The sequence below is a fragment of the Rhizobium sp. NFR03 genome, from assembly GCF_900111275.1.
GTDB lineage: Bacteria > Pseudomonadota > Alphaproteobacteria > Rhizobiales > Rhizobiaceae > Ferranicluibacter.
In genome coordinates, this window is sequence record NZ_FOGR01000001.1 from 840203 (window position 1) to 856349 (window position 16147).

A 16147-nucleotide genomic window follows, 5' to 3' on the forward strand; every position below is an offset into this window, starting at 1 on the left:
AGCATGAGGGAGGAGCATCCATGACCACCATCATCAAGAACGGCACCATCGTCACAGCCGACCTGACCTACACGGCGGACATCCGCATCGAGAGCGGCGTGATCGCCGAGATCGGCCCGAAGCTGACAGGTGGCGACCTTCTCGACGCAACGGGTTGCTACGTCATGCCCGGCGGCATCGATCCGCATACCCATTTGGAAATGCCGTTCATGGGCACCTATTCGGCCGATGATTTCGAGAGCGGCACCCGGGCGGCGCTGGCCGGCGGCACGACGATGGTGGTGGATTTCGCGCTGCCGAACCCGGGCCAGTCGCTGCTCGATGCGCTTGATATGTGGCACAACAAGACCTCGCGCGCGGCTTGCGACTATTCCTTTCACATGGCGATCACCTGGTGGGGCGCGCAGGTCTTCGAGGAGATGGAGACGATCGTCCGCGACAAGGGCATCAACACCTTCAAGCACTTCATGGCCTACAAAGGCGCATTGATGGTGGATGACGACGAGATGTTCGCCTCGTTCCAGCGCTGCGCGGAGCTTGGCGCCCTGCCGCTCGTCCATGCCGAAAACGGCGATGTCGTGGCGCAGATGCAGGCCAAACTCATGGCAGAGGGCAATGACGGGCCGGAGGCACATGCCTACTCCCGCCCGCCGGAGGTCGAAGGCGAGGCGACGAACCGCGCCATCATGATCGCCGATATGGCCGGCTGCCCGGTCTATATCGTCCACACCTCCTGCGAGCAGAGCCACGAAGCCATCCGCCGCGCCCGGCAGAAGGGCATCCGCGTCTATGGCGAACCGTTGATCCAGCACCTGACGCTGGACGAAAGCGAATATGCCAATGCCGACTGGGACCACGCCGCCCGCCGCGTCATGTCGCCGCCCTTTCGCAGCAAGCAGCATCAGGACAGCCTCTGGGCCGGCCTCTCCTCCGGCTCGCTGCAATGCGTGGCCACCGACCATTGCGCCTTCACCACGCAACAGAAGCGCTCCGGCCTTGGCGACTTCCGCAAGATCCCGAACGGAACGGGTGGCCTTGAAGATCGCATGCCGATGCTCTGGACCTACGGCGTCGCCACCGGCCGCATCACCATGAACGAGTTCGTCGCCGTGACCTCGACCAACATCGCCAAGATCCTCAACATCTATCCGAAGAAAGGCGCGATCCTCGTCGGCGCCGATGCCGATCTCGTCGTCTGGGACCCTGCCCGGACGAAGACCATCTCGGCGAAGACCCAGCAATCCGCTATCGACTACAACGTCTTCGAGGGAAAGACCGTCACCGGCCTGCCCCGTTATACGCTGACCCGCGGCATGGTTGCGATCGAGGAGGATACGGTCAAGACGAGGGAGGGCCACGGCGCCTTCGTGCGCCGCCCGCCGGTCACGCCTGTCGCCAAGGCGCTTTCCACCTGGAAGGACATCACCGCCCCTCGCAAGGTTGTCAGGACCGGAATCCCGGCGAGCGGCGTCTGATGCGTTCCCTCGCGCTTTTTGCCGCCTGCGGCTGCGTCTCCGGTGTGAGCATCGCAGCACCCACCTTTCTCGATGGAGCCTATGGCAATGCGGAGGGTTGCATCTACGCAAAGACGGGTGAATCGAGCGGCGCGGACGCCTTCTTCCTCCTGAACGATGAGGGGATCACCACCGCCACGGCCTACTGCCAGTTCGAGGGAACGGCGGCGAAAACCGCATCGGGCTTCTCCATCCGTACCCGATGCGACGCCGAAGGCGAGGTTGGCCCGAAGGAAACCGTTGCGCTCGACAGAAGCGCGATGGGCTACACGATCCGCTTCAACGACGGCACCACATGGGGACCGCTTTCGCAATGCCGCAGATGATACAGAATGCCAGTTCCCCGGATGCCCGCCCTGCAGATGCCCGATCGGTCGTCTCCGCCCGGGATCTCGGCCTCACCTTCAAGACGGATGACGGGCCGGTAACCGCATTGACGGGCGTCAACCTCGACGTTCGCAAGGGCGACTTCGTCTCCTTCATCGGCCCCTCCGGCTGCGGCAAGACCACCTTCCTGCGCGTCATCGCGGATCTGGAAAAGCCGACCGCCGGCACCATCACCGTCAACGGCACGACACCTGAGGACGCGCGGAAGAACCGCTCCTACGGCTACGTTTTTCAGGCCGCCGCGCTCTATCCCTGGCGCACGATCGAGCAGAACGTCGCCCTGCCGCTGGAAATCATGGGTTATAGCGAGGCCGAGAAGCGGGCACGGATCGAGCGTACGCTCGCACTGGTCAATCTCTCCGGCTTCGGCAAGAAGTTCCCCTGGCAGCTCTCCGGCGGCATGCAGCAGCGCGCCTCCATCGCCCGCGCACTGGCCTTCGACGCCGATCTCCTGCTGATGGACGAGCCCTTCGGTGCCCTCGACGAGATCGTCCGCGACCACCTGAACGAGCAGCTGCTCGACCTCTGGGCGCGCACCGAAAAAACTATCTGCTTCGTCACCCACTCGATACCCGAAGCCGTCTACCTCTCCACCAAAATCGTCGTCATGAGCCCTCGCCCCGGCCGGATTACCGACATCATCGAGTCCACCCTGCCCCGGGAGCGTCCGCTGGATATCCGGGAAACGCCGGAGTTCCTTGAAATCGCCAGCCGCGTGCGCGACGGGTTGAGGGCGGGGCATAGCTATGACGAGTAGCCTGGGGTTGCGAGAGGAAAGAAGGAAGGCCCTCTCTGGCCTGCCGGCCATCTCCGCCACAAGGGGGGAGAAGACTCTTGGCCTGCTCCCCGCTCCATATTCCTTGTGGAGTAGAAGGCTTGCCCCACGTCCTCTCCCCCCTTGTGGGGGAGATGCCCGGCAGGGCAGAGAGGGCCTTTCCTACCTAACCCACCGCCGCCTCAATGGGGCCGCCCGAACCATGGCCCACTCCAACATCACGCCCCTCACACGAATCCGCGCCAAACGTCTCCGCCGGGAACGCACCAGGGCCGAGCAAATCATGTGGAACATCCTGCGGGACTTCCAACCACGCGGCGCCCGCTTCCGGCGTGAAACCCCCATGGGCCCCTACATCGCCGACGTCGCCTGGCTCACAGCACGCATCGGCATAGAGGTGGATGGTGACAGTCACGAAACCGAAAAGGGCCGTATTCACGACCACCGTCGCGATGCCTTCCTGATCGAACACCGCCTCGCACACCTGCTCTCCGAGGCAACCCCATGACAGCCCGCGATAAAATCCTCCCCGTCCTCACCATCCTCGCGGCCCTGCTCGTCATCTGGTACGCCGCCGCCGTCTTCCTCAATGCGCCCTTCGAGCGCGACACCGCCGCCCGGGCCGGCACCACCATCGCCTTCTCCGACATCGTGCCGCGAACCATGGCTCAGGCGCGGCCTGTTCTGCCGGCGCCCCATCAGGTGCTGGTCGAACTGTGGGACACCACGATCAACAAGCCGGTGACCTCCAAGCGCAGCCTCGTCTACCATGCGTGGATCACGCTTTCGGCCACGCTGGTCGGCTTCGGTCTCGGTACGCTGCTCGGTATCGCGCTCGCGGTCGGCATCGTGCACAACAAGGCGATGGATCGCTCGCTGATGCCCTGGATCATCGCCAGCCAGACCATCCCGATCCTCGCCATCGCCCCGATGATCATCGTCGTGCTGAACGCGATCGGCATTTCCGGCCTGCTGCCGAAAGCTCTGATCTCGACCTATCTCTCCTTCTTCCCCATCGCCGTGGGTATGGTGAAGGGCCTGCGCAGCCCGGAGCAGATCCAGCTTGACCTGATGCGCACCTACAGCGCCAGCCCCTCGCAGCTCTTCTGGAAGCTCCGCTGGCCGGCTTCCATGCCCTATTTGTTCACCTCACTGAAGGTTGCGGTCGCGATCTCGCTGGTCGGCGCCATCGTGGGCGAGCTTCCGACGGGCGCTGTCGCAGGCCTCGGCGCGCGCCTGCTGGCAGGCTCCTATTACGGGCAAACGGTACAGATCTGGTCGGCTCTGTTCATGGCGGCAGGCCTCGCCGCCATCCTCGTCCTCATCGTCGGCTATGCCCATAGCGCGGTATTGCGCCGCATGGGAGCCCGCCCATGAACGCCATCCTGCCTGCCATCCTGTTCTGGCTCGGCGCCTGGGCGCTCAACGAATGGCTTGTGCGTCGCAGGCCGGCTTCGAGAGCCGCGGAGCGCGCCATCCGCCTCGTCGTGCCGGTCCTCTTCGGCGTCAGCCTGCTCGTCCTCTGGGAAGGTCTGGTGCGCGGGTTTGCGGTGCCCGCCGTCCTGCTGCCGCCACCCTCCATGATCTGGACGCGCTTGATCTCGTCGCTTCCGACGCTCTGGGCCGACTTCCGCCAGACCTTCCTCAAATCCGTTCTCACCGGCTATGTCGCCGGCTGCGGCCTCGGCTTCCTCGTCGCCATCGCCATCGATCGCTCGCCCTTCCTTCAAAAGGGCCTGCTGCCGCTCGGCAATTTCGTCTCGGCTCTGCCTGTCGTCGGCGTTGCCCCCATCATGGTCATGTGGTTCGGCTTCGACTGGCCTTCCAAGGTCGCGGTCGTCGTCATCATGACGTTCTTCCCCATGCTCGTGAACACGGTGACCGGGCTTGCCGCCGCCAGCAGCATGGAAAAGGACCTGATGCAGACCTATGCGGCCTCCTGGTTCCAGACGTTGGTGAAGCTCCGGTTGCCCGCCGCATGGCCCTTCATCTTCAATGCGCTGAAGATCAACTCGACGCTGGCGCTGATCGGTGCCATCGTCGCGGAATTCTTCGGCACGCCGATTGTCGGCATGGGCTTTCGCATCTCCACGGAGGTCGGGCGCATGAATGTCGATATGGTCTGGGCAGAAATTGCCGTCGCGGCGCTGGCCGGTTCGGTATTTTACGGTGTGGTGGCGCTGGTGGAGCGCGTCGTCACCTTCTGGCATCCGTCCGTCCGCGGTGGACGGGCGTAAAAAAAGACAAACGATAACAAAGGGAACGTACATGAAACGCACAATCGCATCGCTTCTCCTGTCCAGCGCGATGACGCTGGCCGCCTTCGACGCCATGGCGGCGGACAAGGTGACGTTGCAGCTGAAATGGGTCACTCAGGCCCAGTTTGCCGGCTACTACGTCGCCAAGGACAAGGGCTTCTACGAAGAGGAAGGTCTCGACGTCGAGATCAAGCCCGGGGGCCCGGACATCGCACCGCCGCAGGTCATTGCCGGTGGCGGCGCCGACGTCGTGGTCGACTGGATGCCCTCGGCACTCGCCACGCGTGAAAAGGGCGTCCCCCTCGTCAATATCGCGCAGCCCTTCAAGAAATCCGGCATGATGCTGACCTGCCTGAAGGAAAGCGGCGTCGCCACCCCGGCCGACTTCAAGGGCAAGACGCTCGGCGTCTGGTTCTTCGGCAACGAATACCCGTTCCTCTCGTGGATGAGCCAGCTTGGCCTGAAAACCGATGGCGGACCGGACGGCGTAACCGTCCTGAAGCAGGGCTTCAACGTCGATCCGCTGATCCAGAAACAGGCTGCCTGCATCTCCACCATGACCTATAATGAATACGGTCAGGTTCTCGACGCTGGCATCAAGCCCGAGGATCTCGTGACGTTCAAATATGAGGACCAGGGCGTCGCGACGCTGGAGGACGGCCTCTACGTGCTGGAAGACAAGCTGAAGGATGCGGCCTTCAAGGACAAGATGGTCAAGTTCGTCCGCGCCTCGATGAAGGGCTGGAAGTACGCCGAGGAGCATGTGGACGAAGCCGCCGGCATCGTGCTCGAAAACGATGCCACCGGCGCCCAGACCGAAGAGCATCAGAAGCGCATGATGGGCGAGATCGCCAAGCTGACCGCCGGCTCAAACGGCGCACTGGATGAGGCCGACTACACCCGCACTGTCGCATCCCTCATGAAGGGCGGTTCCGACCCCGTCATCACCAAGGAGCCGACGGGCGCCTGGACGCATGAGATCACCGACGCAGCCCTGAAGTAGGACCGCAGTGGATCGGCATTCTGCAACGCGCGGCTTCGGTCGCGCGTTTTGCGTTCCGCCTGAAAAATGCCTGATCCCTGCGTCATATACCGTAAAGACTGTCGCATTCGCCGGGGTTTGGTCACTTGCAGCCGTGGCTCCCGTCCTTATTGCTCACGTCTCCGACACTGATTAATGATATGGACGATCATGCGCGGTGCTGCGGTGCGTGGCGCTCGCCGGGAGATGGCGGGGGCGGACCAGACGATGATGGTCGTCTTTCAGCATGTTTCGACAATGAGGACGGGCCGATGGCTGGTGGAAAAATGTTTGCAAACCGCCTGGGCACGGCCGCGAGGCTTCCCGTGTTCCTGGCCGTTCTTGCAATGGGAACCGCGCCTGCCTTGAACAGCAGAGCTTTGGCGCAGGACGCAGCCCCGTCAAAGACGGAAACACAGGCCGCACCCGATGCCGCCTACCCTTCCATCGTCGTGACGAAAGTCGAGACCCGGACCGTCATTGACCGCGTCATCGCGACCGGCACCATACAGGCCGTCGAAGAAACCTTTGTGCAGCCGCTGGTCGAAGGCCTGTCGATCCGCAGTCTTGCCGTCGATATCGGTGATACCGTCGAGGCGGACGGCACCATGGCCACGCTGAACGAAGACGCTCTGCTGCTGACGCGCAGCCAGAACGAGGCAAACCTTGCCAAGGCTCGCGCCTCGCTCGCCCAGTACCAGGCCCAATTGGTGGAGGCGCAGGCCAATGCGCAGGAGGCCGTGCGCGTCTCGGCACGCAATGCCAAGCTCCGGGAATCCGGTTCGGTTTCCACGGCCCTTGCCGACCAGACGGAAGCCGCGGCAGCCGCCGCCCTTGCGCGCGTCAATTCGGCCGAGCAACTGATCGCCGTCGCGCAGTCCGACATCAAGGTGGTCGAGGCCCAGATTTCCGATGTCGATCTTCGCCTCGCCCGCACCGTCGTCAAGGCGCCGGTCGCCGGCACGGTCTCGGCCCGGACGGCGAAAGTCGGCGCCATTGCCACGGGCTCTGGTCAGCCACTCTTCACCATCATCCGCGATGGCGCGGTGGAAATGCGCGCCGACGTCTCGGAAAGCGATCTCCTGAAGCTCGGCGTCGGGCAAAAGGCCAAGCTGAAGCTCGCCGACAGCAGCGTCACCCTTGACGGCAGGATCCGCCTGATCTCCCCGACCGTGGACGCCGATACCCGGCTCGGCACCGTCTTCATCAGCATTGCCGAGGCGGATAAGGCGCGGGTCGGCATGTATGCGAACGCGGATATTACGGTCGAGGAGAAACAGGCGCTCGCCTTGCCGCTGACCGCTGTCACCAGCAGCAAGACCGAAACGGTCGTACGCAAGGTACGGGACGGCGTCGTGGAGATGGCACGGGTCGAGACCGGCATTCAGGATGGCCGCTACATCGAGATCCTCTCCGGCCTCAGCGATGGCGACGAGGTCGTTGCAAAGGCCGGCGCCTACGTTCGCGATGGCGACCGCATCACGCCGGTCAAGGCCGCAAACCCCGCCGACAAGACGGCCACCACCAACTGAGGATCGACCCGCCATGAACTTTTCGGCCTGGGCCATTCGAAATCCGATCGCGCCGATCCTCACCTTCGTGCTGTTGATGTTCCTCGGCTATCAGTCGTTCAACACGCTGCCGATCACGCGCTTCCCCAACATCGACGTGCCCATCGTCTCCATCGCCGTCGCACAGAGCGGCGCGGCACCCGCCGAGCTGGAAACGCAGGTGACCAAGGAGATCGAGGATGCCGTGGCCGGCATTGCCGGCGTCAAGCACGTCACCTCCACCATTACCGACGGGCTTTCCACGACCGCGGTGCAATTCGAGATCGAGATTCCGACGAACCAGGCGGTGCAGGACACCAAGGACGCGATCGACCGTATCCGCGGCGACCTGCCGGCCGGCATCGAGGAACCGATCGTCGCCAAGGTCGATGTCGAGGGACAGGCGATCCAGACCTTCGCCGTCTCCGCGCCGGATATGACGATCGAGGAAATCAGCTGGTTCGTGGACGATACGGTCAAGCGCGCGCTTCAGGGCCAGACCGGCATCGGCCGCATCGACCGCTATGGCGGCGCCGACCGCGAGGTGCGCGTCGAACTGAACGAAAGCCGCCTGAACTCCTACGGCATCACGGCAACCGACGTGAATACGCAACTGCGAAAGATGAATACGGACCTCGGCTCCGGCCGCGGGCAGATCGGCGGTAGCGAACAGGCGATCCGCACGCTCGGCGACGCACGCTCCGTTTCCGCCCTGGCCGACACCATGATCGCTATGCCGAATGGCCGCTTCGTGCGCCTCTCGGAACTCGGCACGGTCACCGACACCTATGAGGAGCCAAAGAGCTTCTCGCGCTTCGACGGCACACCCGTCGTTACCTTCGCCGTCTTCCGTTCCAAGGGTGCCAGCGAGGTCAGCGTTGCCGAGACGGTCGCGAAGTCTCTGGATGCGGTCCGCGCCGCCAATCCCGGGGTGTCGATCAAACTCATCAACGACAGCGTCTACTTTACCTATGGCAACTACGAAGCAGCCCTTCACACGCTGATCGAAGGCGCGCTGCTGGCGGTGGCCGTCGTGCTTCTCTTCCTGCGCAACTGGCGCGCGACCTTGATCTCGGCCTTGGCCCTACCGCTCTCGGCCATCCCGACCTTCTGGATCATGGACCTGCTCGGCTTCTCGCTGAACCTTGTCTCGTTCCTGGCGCTAACGCTCGCGACCGGCATCCTCGTCGATGATGCGATCGTGGAGATCGAGAACATCGCCCGGCATATCAAGATGGGCAAGTCTCCCTACCGGGCATCGATCGAAGCGGCAGACGAGATCGGCCTCGCCGTCATCGCCACAACCTTCACCATCATCGCCGTCTTCGTGCCGGTGTCGTTCATGCCGGGCATTCCCGGGCAGTACTTCATCCAGTTCGGCCTGACGGTCGCCGTTTCCGTGTTCTTCTCGCTCATGGTCGCGCGCCTGATCACACCCGTCATGGCGGCCTACCTCATGCGTTCGGGCGATGGCGACGGACATGGCGAGGAGCGCGACGGCCTGTTCATGCGCGGCTACACATGGCTTGTCGCAGCCACCACGCGGCGCTGGTACATGCGCTACGTGACCTTGTCCGTGGCGCTCGCCTTCCTCGTCGGTTCCGTCATGCTGCTCCTCACCGTTCCCGGCAGCTTCCTGCCGCCGGAAGACGCTTCGCGCATCGTGCTCTCCGTCGAACTGCCGCCGGATGCGATGCTGGAGGATACCGACCGCACGACCGCCGAAATCTACGACCGGATCAAGGACTTCCCGGGCGTCGAGGGCATCTTCGTTCTCGGCGGCGCCTCGCCGAAGGGCGATCTGGAGCTGCGCCGCGCCACCATCACGGTCATGCTGGAAAAGCTCGACCATTCCCTCGTCAACAAACTGGTCAATACGTTGCTCGGCAACCTGCCTCTGGTCGGGCAGTATATGCCAAAGCTGCCACCGGCCGGTCGCATCATTCCGCAATCGCAGATCGAGTCCCAGGTTTTCGCTGCCATCCGCTCGATTCCGGATGTCCGCGTGCTCAAGCTGAACGACCGTGGCGAACGCGACCTCGCTTTCAATCTTCTCTCCAACAACGACGCGGCCCTGAACGAGGCTGTCGGTCTGCTGGAGGCAAGGCTGCGGGATGAACCGACGCTCGCCAATGTCAGCCCGGATGGCGCCCTGCCCCGTCCGGAACTGCAGTTGCGGCCGCTTGCCGACCGCATGTCGCGGCTTGGCATCACCACGTCCCAGCTCTCCGACATCGTGCGTGTCGCCACCATCGGCGATATCGATGCCGCGCTGACGAAGATCTCGCTGGATGATCGTCAGATCCCGATCCGCGTCCAGATCGACACCGGCGTGCGCACCGATCTTGCCGCGATCCGCAATCTCAAGATCCAGACGGCATCCGGCGCGCTCGTGCCGATCTCCAGCGTCGCCGATATCTCCTATTCGGAAGGCCCGAGCTCCATCAAGCGCTACGACCGCTTTCGTGTGGTCACCATGGGCGCCGACCTGCCTGTTGGCGTCGCGCTCAATACCGCATCCGATCGCTTCAAGCAGGCCGCGAACGAAATCAGCATGCCAGAAGGCGTGCGCTTCCTGGAAAGCGGCGATGCAGAGGTTCAGGCGGAAATGCAGTCCGGCTTCGTCCATGCCATGTTGCTTGGCCTGCTCCTGGTGCTCGTGGTGCTTATCCTCCTCTTCAAGGATGTCATCCAGCCTTTCACGATCCTGTTCTCGCTACCGCTCGCCATCGGCGGCGTCGCGCTCGGCCTCATCGTAACCAACAATGCGCTCTCCATGCCCGTCCTCATCGGCATCCTCATGCTGATGGGCATCGTCACAAAGAACGCCATCCTGCTGGTCGATTTCGCCATCGAGATGAAACGGCACGGCATGGAGCGCGTCGATGCCATGGTCGAGGCGGGCCGCAAGCGCGCCCGGCCGATCATCATGACCTCCATCGCCATGTCGGCCGGCATGCTGCCATCGGCGCTCGGTGTTGGCGAAGGCGGCTCGTTCCGCGCACCCATGGCCATCGCCGTCATCGGCGGCATCATCGTTTCCACCGTCCTGTCGCTGGTCGTCGTTCCCTCGTTCTTCCTGATCATGGACGACCTCTCCCGCCTGCTAGGCTGGTCCTTCGGCCGCCTCGTCGGCCGCAAGGAAATCGAGACCATCCCGCTCGAGAACACCGCTTTGACGGAGAAACTCGCCGAACAGTCCGAGACCTTGGAAACCCTGCAAGCCCGCCTGGACCGCCTGGAAAGCCGCACCTCCCCCGGCACGCTGCGCGCGGTGGGTGGCACCGTGGTCACGCATCCGGCGCTGGCGGCGGAGTAGACGAAAAGGCTGTGCATCTGCGGCAACCCCTCATCCTAACCCTCTCCCCGCTTGGCAGGGCGAGGGGACGTGGCCCGCGCGGCGGTTCGATGTGAGGCGGAAGCGGTGCCTCAGGTCTCTTCTCCCCGTCAAAACGGGGAGAAGATGCCGGCAGGCAGATGAGGTGCAGATGCGCACCGCGACAGAACGAATTGCCGGAAGCTGGGAAGCCAGCTTACAACCCCCCCTCAACCCGCAAAAACTCCACGATCCGCTCCACGCCCTCACCGCGCTTCATGTCCGAGAACACGAACGGGCGGGACTGGCGCATGCGGTCGGCGTCGCGCTGCATGACGTCGAGGTCGGCGCCGACGTAAGGGGCGAGGTCCTTCTTGTTGATGACGAGGAGATCGGACCGCGTGATGCCGGGCCCGCCCTTGCGCGGGATTTCCTCGCCCTGGCAGACGGAGATGACGTAGAGCGTGATATCCGCGAGATCGGGCGAAAAGGTTGCCGCGAGATTGTCGCCGCCGGACTCGATGAAGACGACGTCCAGATCCGGAATACGACGGTTGAGATCGGCGATGGCCTGTAGATTGATCGTCGCATCCTCTCGGATAGCCGTGTGCGGGCAGCCGCCCGTCTCGACACCAACGATCCTTTCGGAGGGTAGCGCCTGCATGCGCACCAGCGCTTCCGCGTCTTCCTGCGTGTAGATGTCGTTAGTGACCACCGCGACCGACCATCTGTCACGCATGGCCTTGCAGAGCTTGTCCGTCAGCGCCGTCTTGCCGGAGCCGACCGGACCGCCGATGCCGACACGGAGGGGACCATTGGAAGATGCCATGGGATTATCCTTTCAAGAGAATATGTCGAAAGCTGCCGAAGAACCGGAGTTGATCGGAAGGCTCACAAGCCGGACGACAGATGCCATACGGCAAGACTGGATGTTTGGCACTCACGAGCGGAACAGCCGCGAGGTCAGCGTCTCATGCCGGAAACCGGCGATGTCGGCGAGGATACCGGCAGAGCCGAGATCGTCCAGCGAACTTGCCGCCGCTCTCTCGGCCACTGAGCCGATCTCGCTTTCCAGTGCCGCCAGCACGGCGACCCCGGCACGCTGCCCAAGAACGCCGCAGCGGATCGCGACCGAGACCTGATTGGACGCCGTTGCGTGCAGATAGGCCGCAATCGCAGGCTCCAGTCCCGTCGCATGCGCACCGGCGACCGCACCGACGGCAACCGGATAGGCCATGCGCATCGGCATGATATGGTCGCCCTCCGCTCGCCAGGCCGAAGCAGCCGTGATGAAGGCTTCGCCTTGCAGCATCGTTTCCATCTGCCGTTCCCGACTGCCGGCCATGGCTTCCGCCAGCGAAGCGACAACCTCAAGCCGCTCGACGTCCTCGGCGGCGCGATAGCTTTCCGCAAGCAATACCGCATCGTTCCAGACCGTGCCTTCGGCAATGCTGCCGGACAACCAATCCTGAAGAGAGGCCGCATCCCCGACGCTGCCATCCGCCACCGCCTGCTCGAGCCCGACCGAATAGGAAAATGCGCCGATGGGGAATGCCGGCGACATCCACGTGATCAGGCGGAGCAGAGCCTGCGTGCTGCCCGAAGCCGGTCGTTGTCCCTGCCCCTGCATGAGCATGTCAGTCATGGGAGTGGCTGTGTCCTTTCCCGCTATGTCCGTGGCCGTCGTGAGGATGGTCATGGTCATGACCGGCGTGGTCGTGCTTCCCGTGCTCGTGCGCTTCATGAGCATGAGACCCATTATCGTGCCCACTGTGATAGGCGCCCCGCATTGGCTGGAACTGGGCCGTCACCTCGTTCACCTCGGCGCCAAGCCCGATCAGCATGGACCGGATGACGGGATCGCGCAGGATGACGATGCGGTCCTCACGGATTTCGGCCTGCAGGTGCCGGTTGCCGAGATGCCAGGCAAGCTCGATGAGGTGAAGCCGGTTGCGCGGCAGGATCTCGTAAAGGGGCTCCTCCACCGCGGCGATGAGGATGTAGCCGCCCTGCTCCAGCACCAGGGCATCGCCATCTGCCAGCATCACGGCCTGCTTCAGGTCCAGCATGACAAGATCGTCATCCGGCAGGTGCAGCAGCTTGCGCCTGACATGCCGCTGGTCGTGCGGCAGGCGCAGCAGGGCTACAGGCGTGATATCGGCGGGTGCGGGCGAGACGATGGATGTGGAGCGATAGGGCATGGTGACCTCGATCAGTTGAAATGCGTGAGAGAAAAGGCGAGCAATACCGGCAACGGGTTCCACAGTCCTGTGCGCAGCCCCGCGGCCCTCAGGCCTCGCGCCGTCCAGGTGTTGCAGCCGGCAAGCGCCGTAAACCAGCCGGTCGCCTCGAAGAACCGGTCGTTCTGCCCGTAACGCACATCGGGCACGGGCACGACCTGCCCTTCCCGCTTTGCAAAACTGGCTTCGATCATGTCGAGCAATCGGGCGTAGCCGGCCGGTCCGATCTCGAAGCCTTGCACGCTCAGTGAAGGTTCGGCAAGCGCGCCGACGACATCCACATGCAGCACCGCCCGATCGACCGTGAGCCCGCGCAGCAACGGCAACGGCTTCAGGTCCGCCCAGGTCGGCGTCTCCAGATAGAAGGCGCGCCCGCCCCGGCCGAAAATGATCCACCGTGCCGCGGGATCGTCAACCGGAACACCGTTCGCGGCGAGAAAGGGAAACCGCGCCAGGCTTTCCGCATCCACGGGGATGGCGATGTCCGTGTGGATGGGATTGGAGAGAACGAGGATGCGCCGCATCTCGCCACCCTCCTCCGCATTTGCCGCAAAGAGCGGCTGCGGCACGATGGTCCCGAGGCCTGCCGAAAGTGCGAGCAACAGAACGATGAGCGATAGGCCGAGCGCCAGCCTTCGCATGACCTTGCGGAACCTCGTCATGCCCACACGGTGATGGCTGCGCGCTTCCGGACAGGCGTCGATATCGCGGTCATGAGCACCTAGAACAGGAAATAGCGCTGCGCCATCGGCAGCACCGTCGCCGGCTCGCAGGTCAGCAGTTCTCCATCCGCGCGCACTTCGTAGGTTTCCGGATCCACCTCGATCACAGGCGTCAGGCTATTGTGGATCATTGAGGCCTTGCCGATACCGCCGCGCGTGTTCTTCACCGCCATCAGCGTCTTCGCCACGCCGAGTTTTGCGGCAAGGCCTGCATCCAGCGACGCCTGCGAGACGAAGGTCACGGAAGAGTTGGTCCGCGCCTTGCCGAAGGAGCCGAACATCGGCCGGTAATGCACCGGCTGCGGCGTTGGAATGGAGGCGTTCGGATCGCCCATGGGGGCCGCTGCGATCATGCCGCCGAGCAGCACCATGTCCGGCTTCACGCCGAAGAAGGCGGGGTTCCACAGGACGAGATCCGCCCGTTTCCCAACCTCGACCGAGCCGATCGCGTGGCTGAGGCCGTGTGCGATGGCGGGGTTGATCGTGTATTTCGCGATGTAGCGCTTCACCCGCATATTGTCGTTGTCGCCGGTTTCACCAGGCAACCGGCCGCGCTGGCGTTTCATCTTGTCGGCCGTCTGCCACGTGCGGATCGCCACCTCGCCGACACGGCCCATGGCCTGGCTGTCGGACGAGATGATGGAGAAGGCGCCGATATCGTGCAGGATATCCTCCGCCGCAATCGTTTCCTTTCGGATGCGGCTTTCGGCGAAAGCGATGTCTTCCGGGATCGACGGGGACAGGTGATGGCAGACCATGAGCATATCCAGATGCTCTGCCAGCGTGTTGATCGTATAGGGCCGTGTCGGGTTGGTCGAGGACGGGATGACGTTCGGCTGGCCGCAGATCTTGATAATGTCAGGCGCATGCCCGCCGCCCGCACCTTCCGTGTGGAAGGCATGGATGGTGCGCCCCTTCAAGGCGGCGATGGAATCTTCCACGAACCCGCTTTCGTTCAGCGTGTCCGTATGGATCATCACCTGCACGTCGTATTCGTCAGCGACCGACAGGCAGCAGTCGATGGCGGCGGGCGTCGTGCCCCAATCCTCGTGCAGCTTCAGCGACGTCGCTCCACCGAGCACCATCTCTACCAGCGCACCGGGGAGCGAGGCATTGCCCTTGCCGGCAAAGGCGAGGTTCATCGGAAAGGCATCGGCCGCCTCGATCATCCGCGCCAGATGCCAGGGGCCGGGCGTGCAGGTGGTGGCAAGCGTGCCGTGCGCCGGCCCCGTGCCGCCGCCGAGCATGGTCGTGAGGCCGGACATCAGCGCCTCCTCGATCTGCTGCGGGCAGATGAAGTGGATGTGGCTGTCCATGCCACCGGCGGTGACGATCTTGCCTTCTGCGGCGATCGCCTCCGTGCCAGGCCCGACGATGATGTCCACATTCGGCTGCGTATCCGGATTTCCGGCCTTGCCGATGGCGACGATCAGTCCGTCCTTCAGCCCGATATCCGCCTTCACGATACCCCAATGGTCCACGATCAGCGCGTTGGTGATGACGGTGTCCACCGCACCGTCTGCCCGCGTCACCTGGCTCTGCCCCATGCCGTCGCGAATGACCTTGCCGCCCCCGAACTTCACCTCGTCGCCATAGGTGGTGAAATCCCTCTCCACCTCGATGAACAATTCCGTATCCGCCAGCCGCACCCGGTCACCCGTCGTCGGGCCGAACATATTGGCATAGGCGGCGCGGGACATCTTGTAGGACATGGTCTACCTCGAGAGTTCGGAGAAAAGGGGTGACCGCGCAGCGGCGCGATCGAAAGTATAAGTAGTGCGGCAGCCGTTTCGGCTGTTGATCTCGCCGATCAGGTGGTCGGAGAAATCGCCCGTGGAATGGGCAAAGGCGCGCGCGGCAGCCCGAACGGCCTCCTCGTCCTGAACGCGGATTTCCGGCGCATCAAGGATACGATCAATAATGGTGACGATTGCCGCGCGACTGCGCTTGGTTCTCCGGGCGAGCACCCAGATGGTCTCGGCGATCACGATATGGTTGACGTGCAAAGGCGCTTCCGACGAGAGAACGAGATTGCGGATCGCACTCATCTCGGCCTCGACATCCTCTCCAAGCATATCTCCGAAGAGCCAGCGAAGCAGAACGTTGGTGTCAATCCCGTTCATCGTCGTCCCCACCGCCTCGCATCTCGCGGATCCACCCGATAAGCTCGTCGGTACTGACGGGCCTCTCGAACTTCACGATCCCCCGCAAATCCTCGAAACTCTTTCCCGGCTTGCGAAGCTCGACCGCGCCGGCTTCGTTGGCGACGAACTCGACCGCATCGCCATCCTTGAGGCCGAGGGTCCTGAGCACCGATTCCGGAACCGTGATCGTGCCTGCCCTGATCCTGACCGTCTCGCCCAT

The 16147-nt window shown here is 63.6% G+C and carries 16 protein-coding genes; 9 read left to right on the forward strand and 7 right to left on the reverse strand.

The features are described from left to right. Positions 1–20: 20 nt before the first annotated feature. The 9 genes from hydA to BSG19_RS04015 all read left to right on the forward strand — a co-directional run bounded on the left by hydA (position 21) and on the right by BSG19_RS04015 (position 10824). Positions 21–1475 carry a dihydropyrimidinase gene (gene hydA, locus BSG19_RS03975; protein ID WP_092985013.1) on the forward strand — a complete coding sequence of 485 codons (1455 nt, stop codon included), beginning with the start codon at positions 21–23 and terminating at the stop codon, positions 1473–1475. Then, entirely contained in the window at positions 1475–1840 is a 366-nt protein-coding gene (locus BSG19_RS03980; protein WP_092985015.1) for a hypothetical protein, read from the forward strand. The genes hydA and BSG19_RS03980 overlap by 1 nt, the downstream gene beginning before the upstream one ends. Continuing rightward, a complete protein-coding gene (locus tag BSG19_RS03985; protein ID WP_092985593.1) occupies positions 1837–2658 on the forward strand; it encodes an ABC transporter ATP-binding protein in 822 nt (273 codons plus the stop codon). Before BSG19_RS03980 ends, BSG19_RS03985 begins: the two co-directional genes overlap by 4 nt. A gap of 220 nt (positions 2659–2878) precedes the next feature. Continuing rightward, complete coding sequence (locus tag BSG19_RS03990; protein WP_092985017.1) at positions 2879–3184, forward strand: endonuclease domain-containing protein; 306 nt, start codon at positions 2879–2881, stop codon at positions 3182–3184. Further along, on the forward strand, positions 3181–4053 hold the full coding sequence (locus BSG19_RS03995; RefSeq protein ID WP_092985019.1) for an ABC transporter permease: 873 nt from the start codon (positions 3181–3183) through the stop codon (positions 4051–4053). The genes BSG19_RS03990 and BSG19_RS03995 overlap by 4 nt, the downstream gene beginning before the upstream one ends. Then, entirely contained in the window at positions 4050–4913 is an 864-nt protein-coding gene (locus BSG19_RS04000) for an ABC transporter permease (RefSeq protein WP_092985021.1), read from the forward strand. The genes BSG19_RS03995 and BSG19_RS04000 overlap by 4 nt, the downstream gene beginning before the upstream one ends. 31 nt (positions 4914–4944) lie before the next feature. Next, the gene (locus BSG19_RS04005; protein WP_092985023.1) at positions 4945–5937 is read left to right on the forward strand and encodes an ABC transporter substrate-binding protein; all 993 of its coding nucleotides are present in this window, start codon (positions 4945–4947) and stop codon (positions 5935–5937) included. Between the two features lie 365 nt (positions 5938–6302). Then, on the forward strand, positions 6303–7487 hold the full coding sequence (locus tag BSG19_RS04010) for an efflux RND transporter periplasmic adaptor subunit (RefSeq protein ID WP_092985595.1): 1185 nt from the start codon (positions 6303–6305) through the stop codon (positions 7485–7487). Positions 7488–7500: 13 nt separating this feature from the next. Continuing rightward, positions 7501–10824 (forward strand): efflux RND transporter permease subunit, encoded by a 3324-nt coding sequence (locus BSG19_RS04015; protein ID WP_092985025.1) that lies wholly within the window; start codon positions 7501–7503, stop codon positions 10822–10824. 214 nt (positions 10825–11038) lie between these two features. Here the strand turns inward: BSG19_RS04015 and ureG are convergent, their stop codons facing one another. The 7 genes from ureG to BSG19_RS04050 all read right to left on the reverse strand — a co-directional run bounded on the left by ureG (position 11039) and on the right by BSG19_RS04050 (position 16147). After that, complete coding sequence (gene ureG, locus BSG19_RS04020; RefSeq protein ID WP_092985027.1) at positions 11039–11650, reverse strand: urease accessory protein UreG; 612 nt, start codon at positions 11648–11650, stop codon at positions 11039–11041. A gap of 111 nt (positions 11651–11761) precedes the next feature. Then, complete coding sequence (locus BSG19_RS04025) at positions 11762–12457, reverse strand: urease accessory protein UreF (protein ID WP_244529101.1); 696 nt, start codon at positions 12455–12457, stop codon at positions 11762–11764. 1 nt (position 12458) lies between these two features. Then, on the reverse strand, positions 12459–13022 hold the full coding sequence (locus BSG19_RS04030; RefSeq protein WP_092985029.1) for an urease accessory protein UreE: 564 nt from the start codon (positions 13020–13022) through the stop codon (positions 12459–12461). 11 nt (positions 13023–13033) lie between these two features. Beyond that, the gene (locus BSG19_RS04035; protein WP_244529078.1) at positions 13034–13723 is read right to left on the reverse strand and encodes a TIGR02117 family protein; all 690 of its coding nucleotides are present in this window, start codon (positions 13721–13723) and stop codon (positions 13034–13036) included. Between the two features lie 59 nt (positions 13724–13782). Further along, positions 13783–15495, reverse strand: a complete 1713-nt coding sequence (ureC, locus tag BSG19_RS04040; protein ID WP_092985031.1) for an urease subunit alpha — start codon at positions 15493–15495, stop codon at positions 13783–13785. Positions 15496–15498: 3 nt separating this feature from the next. Beyond that, positions 15499–15906 carry a PIN domain-containing protein gene (locus BSG19_RS04045; protein ID WP_092985033.1) on the reverse strand — a complete coding sequence of 136 codons (408 nt, stop codon included), beginning with the start codon at positions 15904–15906 and terminating at the stop codon, positions 15499–15501. Beyond that, entirely contained in the window at positions 15893–16147 is a 255-nt protein-coding gene (locus tag BSG19_RS04050) for an AbrB/MazE/SpoVT family DNA-binding domain-containing protein (protein WP_092985035.1), read from the reverse strand. Before BSG19_RS04050 ends, BSG19_RS04045 begins: the two co-directional genes overlap by 14 nt.